We start from the raw sequence: 5,159 nt of genomic DNA on the forward strand, positions 1-5,159 counted from the left end.
CACCGGCTGGCGCACCACCTACCTCCTACTCGCCGCGATCCTCGCAGCGGTCACGATCCCGGCGCACTGGTTCGGGCTGCGCGGGCCCTGGCCCGCCCCCCCGCCACCGGTCACAGCCGGCGTCGACCGCCACGACCAAGACCGCGGGGCACCGGGGCCGCCCCCCCCCCCACCCCCCCCCCCCGCCGCCCGGGCCCACCCAACCCGGCCGCCGCGGGTGCGGTGTCGGTGGTGCTCACGCGCCGCGCGTGCCGGGCGCGGCCAGCGTGATCAACTGCGGCGCAATACTTTCGGTGGAGTTTGCGGGAGCGCCGCAGCAGCCGCCCCCGGCGGTGTCGGTGTCGGCGTTGGGGTCGTCGAACACTCCGGCGCCGCCGCAGACGCCGGTCTCGGGCAGGGTGAGCTCGACCCGGCGGGCGGCTTCGTGGTCTCCGGCGAGTTCGGCGGCGATGGAGCGGACCTGCTCGTAGCCCGTCATGGCCAGGAAGGTCGGGGCGCGCCCGTAGCTCTTCATCCCCGCGGAGTAGAACCCCGGCTCCGGATGGGCCAGCTCGAGGACACCGTGCGGGTAGACCGTGCCGCAGGAATGCACGTTCGGGTCGATCAGTGGCGCCAACCGCACCGGCGCCTGCAACGCCGGATCCAGCTCCAACCGGATCTCCGACAGCCACGACAGCTCCGGGCGGAACCCGGTCACCGCGACGACCCGGTCCACCTCACCGATGCGAGCCCCGGAGTCCGCGACCAGATCCACCCGCCCGTTGCTTCCGGGTTCGATCGCGGCAGTGCGGAATCCGGTCACCACGCGCAGCAGTCCCGCCTCGACCGCACGGCGCGCACGCTCGCCCAGAGCACCACGGGCGGGCAGCTCGTCGGCGTCACCGCCGCCGAAGGTGGTACCGATCTCCCCACGCCGCAACACCCACGTCAGGCGGGTGCCCGGCTCGGTCTGCGCGAGCCCGGCCAGGGCCACGATCGCGGTGAGCGCCGAGTGCCCGCTCCCGGCGATCACGGTGTGCGCCCCGGCGTAGCGCGCGGCGATGGCGGGGTCATCCAGGTCCGGCACCCGGTAGCCGAGCACCCCGGCCGCCTCGGTGGCGGTCTCGCCGAGGGCGGGCAGCCCGTCGCCGCCCAGCGGGTTCGGCGCACCCCAGGTGCCGGAGGCGTCGATGACCGCCCGCGCGGTGATCCGCTCCTCGCCACCGTCGCCACGGCGCACGTGGACGGTGAACGGCTCACTCTCCCGCCCGGTGTCGACCACCCGGTCGCGGCCTCGGCGGGCCACGCCGACAACCTCGGCCCCGGTGCGCACCACACCGTCCCCCAGCGCGGCCGCCAGCGGTGTCAGGTAATCGCGCTGCCAGTCCTGCCCGGTCGGGTAGGCCTCGGCATCCGGTGCGCTCCAGCCGGTGGGCTCGAGGAGCCGGGCCGCGGCCGGGGCGATCAACTCGCCCCACCTGGAGAACAGCCGCACATGATTCCACTCGCCGACCGCGGCACCAGCGGTGTCACTGCGTTCGAGAACCAGCGGGGCCAGGCCGCGCTCGGCCAGCTCGGCGGCGGCGGCCAGCCCGGTGGGGCCGGCTCCGATCACGATCACGGGCAGATCGTCGTTGCTCATCACATCTCTCCATTCATCGACGGTCATCGATTTATGGACGCGACTGTATCGACCGGCGTCGATGAAAGCAACCATCGACAGGCATCGATAAAGCGAGGGGTTCCGGGTACCGTGAAGCCATGACCTCCCTCGACATGCCCGCCGTCCGCGACGCCGGAGCCGCGCGCGCCGAGGTGGAGCCCCTACCGGTCGCCGAGGCGAGCACGTATGCGGCCTGGTTCGCGTGCCTGGCCGACCCGACCCGGGTGCGGCTGCTACACCAGGTCGCCGCCCGCCCGGGCGGGACCACGATCGGCGAACTCGCCGAGGCGCTCGGGGTCGGGCAGCCCACCGTGTCCCACCACGTGCGCAAGCTCGCCGAGGTCGGGTTCGTGAGCGTGTCCAAGCATGGCACCGCCAGCGTGGTCGCGATCAATCCCGCCTGCTGCACCGGCCTGCCGCATGCCGCCGACGCGGTCATGGGCGCACTCGGCCAGCGCCCCTGCTGCCCGTCCGACGTGCCCGCCGACGTCACCGTGCGCGAGATGACCGACGCCGACCTGCCCGTCGTCGCGCGCCTGGGCGGGCCCACCGCGACCCAGGACTGGCTGCCCGAGCACCGCTGGGTCGCCGAGCGCGAGGGCCGCATCGCCGGGTGGGCCGCGTTGTCGCGCCCCCCGTTCGGCCCCTTCGACGACGGGATCGCCGAAAGCGCGGTGTTCGTCGCCGAGGACCAGCGCGGCCGCGGTGTCGGCAAAGGGCTGATCCGCTCGCTGGTCATCGCCGCCGACGGGGCCGGGCTACGGACACTGAGCACCGGAGTCCTGCCCGCCGACCGCGCTGGGCTCGCCCTGCACCACTCCGCCGGCTACCGCACCGTCGGGGTGCGTGAGCGCCTGATCGACATCGACGGCACCTGGCACGACGTCGTACTGCTGGAACGCCGCAGCCCCGTCAACTGACCCCGCAGCCCCGTCAACTGACCTCGCTGCCCGGTCACGCCGGGGGTGTTCACCGGATGTTCGCTTGCCCGACGGGTTCGATACCAGTCAATATCGATGTATGTCGAAACAGCCGCTACCGATCACCCCGATCCAGGCGTGTACCGCCGCGCCGCTCGTGCGCGAACCCCTCACCCCCGCCGCCGCGATCGAGCTCGCCAGTGTATTTCGAGCGCTGTCGGACCCGGTGCGGCTGCAGCTGCTCAGCTCCATCGCCTCCCGCGCCGGGCAAGAGGCGTGCGTGTGCGACATCTCCGCCGGAGTGGAGGTGTCCCAGCCGACGATCTCCCATCACCTGAAGGTGCTGCGTGAGGCCGGGCTGCTCGAATCCGAGCGCCGCGCCTCCTGGGTGTACTACCGCGTCGTCCCCGCGGCGATGGCCCGGATCGCCGAAATCCTCGACGCCCACACCACCGGCGCCGGTGAGGCGGTGCCGGCATGACCGCCACCACTCCCGCACCCGAGGCCGCGGTCGTCGGCAAGCTGTCCACCCTCGACCGGTTCCTGCCCGTCTGGATCGGCGTCGCCATGGCCGCCGGGCTGCTGCTCGGGCGGCTCATCCCCGGCCTGGGCGACGGCCTGAGCGCGATCGAGATCGACGGCATCTCCCTGCCCATCGCGATCGGCCTGCTGATCATGATGTATCCGGTGCTGGCCAAGGTCCGCTACGACCGCCTCGACACGGTCACCGGCGACCGCAAACTCCTGCTCGGCTCACTGGTACTGAACTGGCTTCTCGGCCCCGCGCTGATGTTCGCCCTCGCCTGGATCTTCCTGCCCGACCTGCCCGAATACCGGACCGGGCTGATCATCGTCGGCCTGGCCCGCTGCATCGCCATGGTCATCATCTGGAACGACCTCGCGTGCGGTGACCGCGAAGCCGCCGCCGTGCTCGTCGCCCTGAACTCGGTCTTCCAGGTCATCATGTTCGCCGTACTCGGCTGGTTCTACCTCTCCGTCCTGCCCGGCTGGCTCGGCCTCGAGCGGGCCACCATCGAAGCCTCCCCGTGGCAGATCGCTAAATCGGTACTGATCTTCCTCGGCGTCCCCCTGCTCGCCGGCTACCTCACCCGCCGCTTCGGTGAACGCGCCAAAGGCCGCGACTGGTACGAGACCCGACTACTTCCCACGATCGGGCCGTGGGCGCTCTACGGGCTGCTGTTCACTATCGTGATCCTGTTCGCCCTGCAAGGCGACCGCATCACCTCCCAGCCCCTCGATGTGGTCCGCATCGCGGTCCCGCTGCTGGCGTACTTCGCGATCATGTGGGGTGGCGGCTACGCCCTCGGCGCCGCGATCGGTCTCGGCTACGCCCGCACCACCACGCTGGCGTTCACCGCCGCGGGCAACAACTTCGAACTCGCCATCGCCGTCGCGATCGCCACCTACGGCGCTACCTCCGGCCAAGCCCTCGCAGGCGTCGTCGGTCCCCTCATCGAAGTCCCTGTCCTCGTCGCACTGGTCTATGTCTCCCTCGCCCTGCGCAAACGGTTCCGTACCGACACCGCCAACCCCGTCGAAGGGAGCGTGCGGGCGTGACCGCCACGATCCCGTCGGTGATGTTCGTCTGCGTGCGCAACAGCGGCAAGTCCCAGATGGCCGCCGCGCTCATGCGCCAAGCCGGCCCCGGCCTGGTCCGGGTCCACTCGGCGGGCACCGACCCCGGTGCAGGACTCAACCCCCTCTCGGTGCAGGTGCTCGACGAGGTGGGCGCCAGCGTGGAGGGTGAACACCCGAAACTCCTCGACCCGGCCGTCGCCGCGCACGCCGACGTCGTGGTCGTGCTCGGCCGCGAAGCCGAACTCGACCTGCCATCCGGTCCGCGGCTGATCCGCTGGGACACCGACGAACCCTCCACTCGCGGGATCGAGGGCATCGAACGCATGCGCCTGATCCGCGAGGACATCACCGCCCGCGTCCGCGCGCTGCTCACCGAACTGATCGCCACCCACCACCAGCCGACGGAGAAGCCATGTCCGACAGCCCCGTAGCCCACGCCCGCTACCTGCGCGAAGACCTCACCGTCGACCAAAAGGTCGCCCTCGCGACCGCCGCGACCCGCCTGGGCCGCGAATTCGACGGCGTGTTCGGCATCGAAACCATCGAACGGTTCCTGCACACCTCCTACGACCAGTTCGCCGGCCGCGCCACCGTCATCAACTATCTGCCGCTACTGGCCGAACGCTTCGCCCGCCAGCGCCTGCACGCCCTCGCGAAGGTGGAAGGCAAGGCCCACACCGGCACCCCGACCGTGCTGTTCCTGTGCACCCACAACGCCGGCCGCTCCCAGATGGCCCTCGGATTCTTCACCCACCTCGCCGGCACCCACGCCGTGGCCTGGTCCGGCGGCAGCGAACCAGGCGACCAGATCAACCCCGCCACCGTCGAAGCCATGGCCGAAGTCGGCATCGACATCACCGGCGAATTCCCCAAACCCTGGACCGAGGAAATCATCCAAGCCGCCGACGTCGTCATCACCATGGGCTGCGGCGACGCCTGCCCCCTCTACCCCGGCCGCCGCTACGAGGAATGGACCCTCGACGACCCCGCCGACCTCA

The 5,159-nt window shown here is 71.4% G+C and carries 6 protein-coding genes; 5 read left to right on the forward strand and 1 reads right to left on the reverse strand.

Translation table 11 applies throughout. The features are described 5' to 3' along the window. Positions 1–235: 235 nt before the first annotated feature. The gene (locus QH283_RS27870) at positions 236–1,621 is read right to left on the reverse strand and encodes an NAD(P)-binding domain-containing protein (RefSeq protein ID WP_280505899.1); all 1,386 of its coding nucleotides are present in this window, start codon (positions 1,619–1,621) and stop codon (positions 236–238) included. 119 nt (positions 1,622–1,740) lie between these two features. Between QH283_RS27870 and QH283_RS27875 the strand changes: the two genes are divergently transcribed. The 5 genes from QH283_RS27875 to QH283_RS27895 form a co-directional block, all read left to right on the forward strand. After that, positions 1,741–2,562: a helix-turn-helix domain-containing GNAT family N-acetyltransferase gene (locus QH283_RS27875; RefSeq protein ID WP_280505900.1), complete on the forward strand. Its 822-nt coding sequence runs from the start codon at positions 1,741–1,743 to the stop codon at positions 2,560–2,562. 100 nt (positions 2,563–2,662) lie between these two features. Further along, the gene (locus QH283_RS27880; RefSeq protein ID WP_280505901.1) at positions 2,663–3,043 is read left to right on the forward strand and encodes an ArsR/SmtB family transcription factor; all 381 of its coding nucleotides are present in this window, start codon (positions 2,663–2,665) and stop codon (positions 3,041–3,043) included. Further along, the gene (arsB, locus tag QH283_RS27885) at positions 3,040–4,140 is read left to right on the forward strand and encodes an ACR3 family arsenite efflux transporter (RefSeq protein WP_280505902.1); all 1,101 of its coding nucleotides are present in this window, start codon (positions 3,040–3,042) and stop codon (positions 4,138–4,140) included. Before QH283_RS27880 ends, arsB begins: the two co-directional genes overlap by 4 nt. Positions 4,141–4,160: 20 nt before the next feature. Continuing rightward, positions 4,161–4,592 carry a low molecular weight phosphatase family protein gene (locus tag QH283_RS27890; protein WP_280505904.1) on the forward strand — a complete coding sequence of 144 codons (432 nt, stop codon included), beginning with the start codon at positions 4,161–4,163 and terminating at the stop codon, positions 4,590–4,592. Then, positions 4,574–5,159, forward strand: a 586-nt coding sequence (locus QH283_RS27895; RefSeq protein WP_280505903.1) for an arsenate reductase ArsC, incomplete at its 3' end; no start/stop codon positions are given. The genes QH283_RS27890 and QH283_RS27895, both read left to right, overlap by 19 nt.

The sequence above is a fragment of the Nocardia farcinica genome, assembly GCF_029867845.1.
GTDB lineage: Bacteria > Actinomycetota > Actinomycetes > Mycobacteriales > Mycobacteriaceae > Nocardia > Nocardia farcinica_A.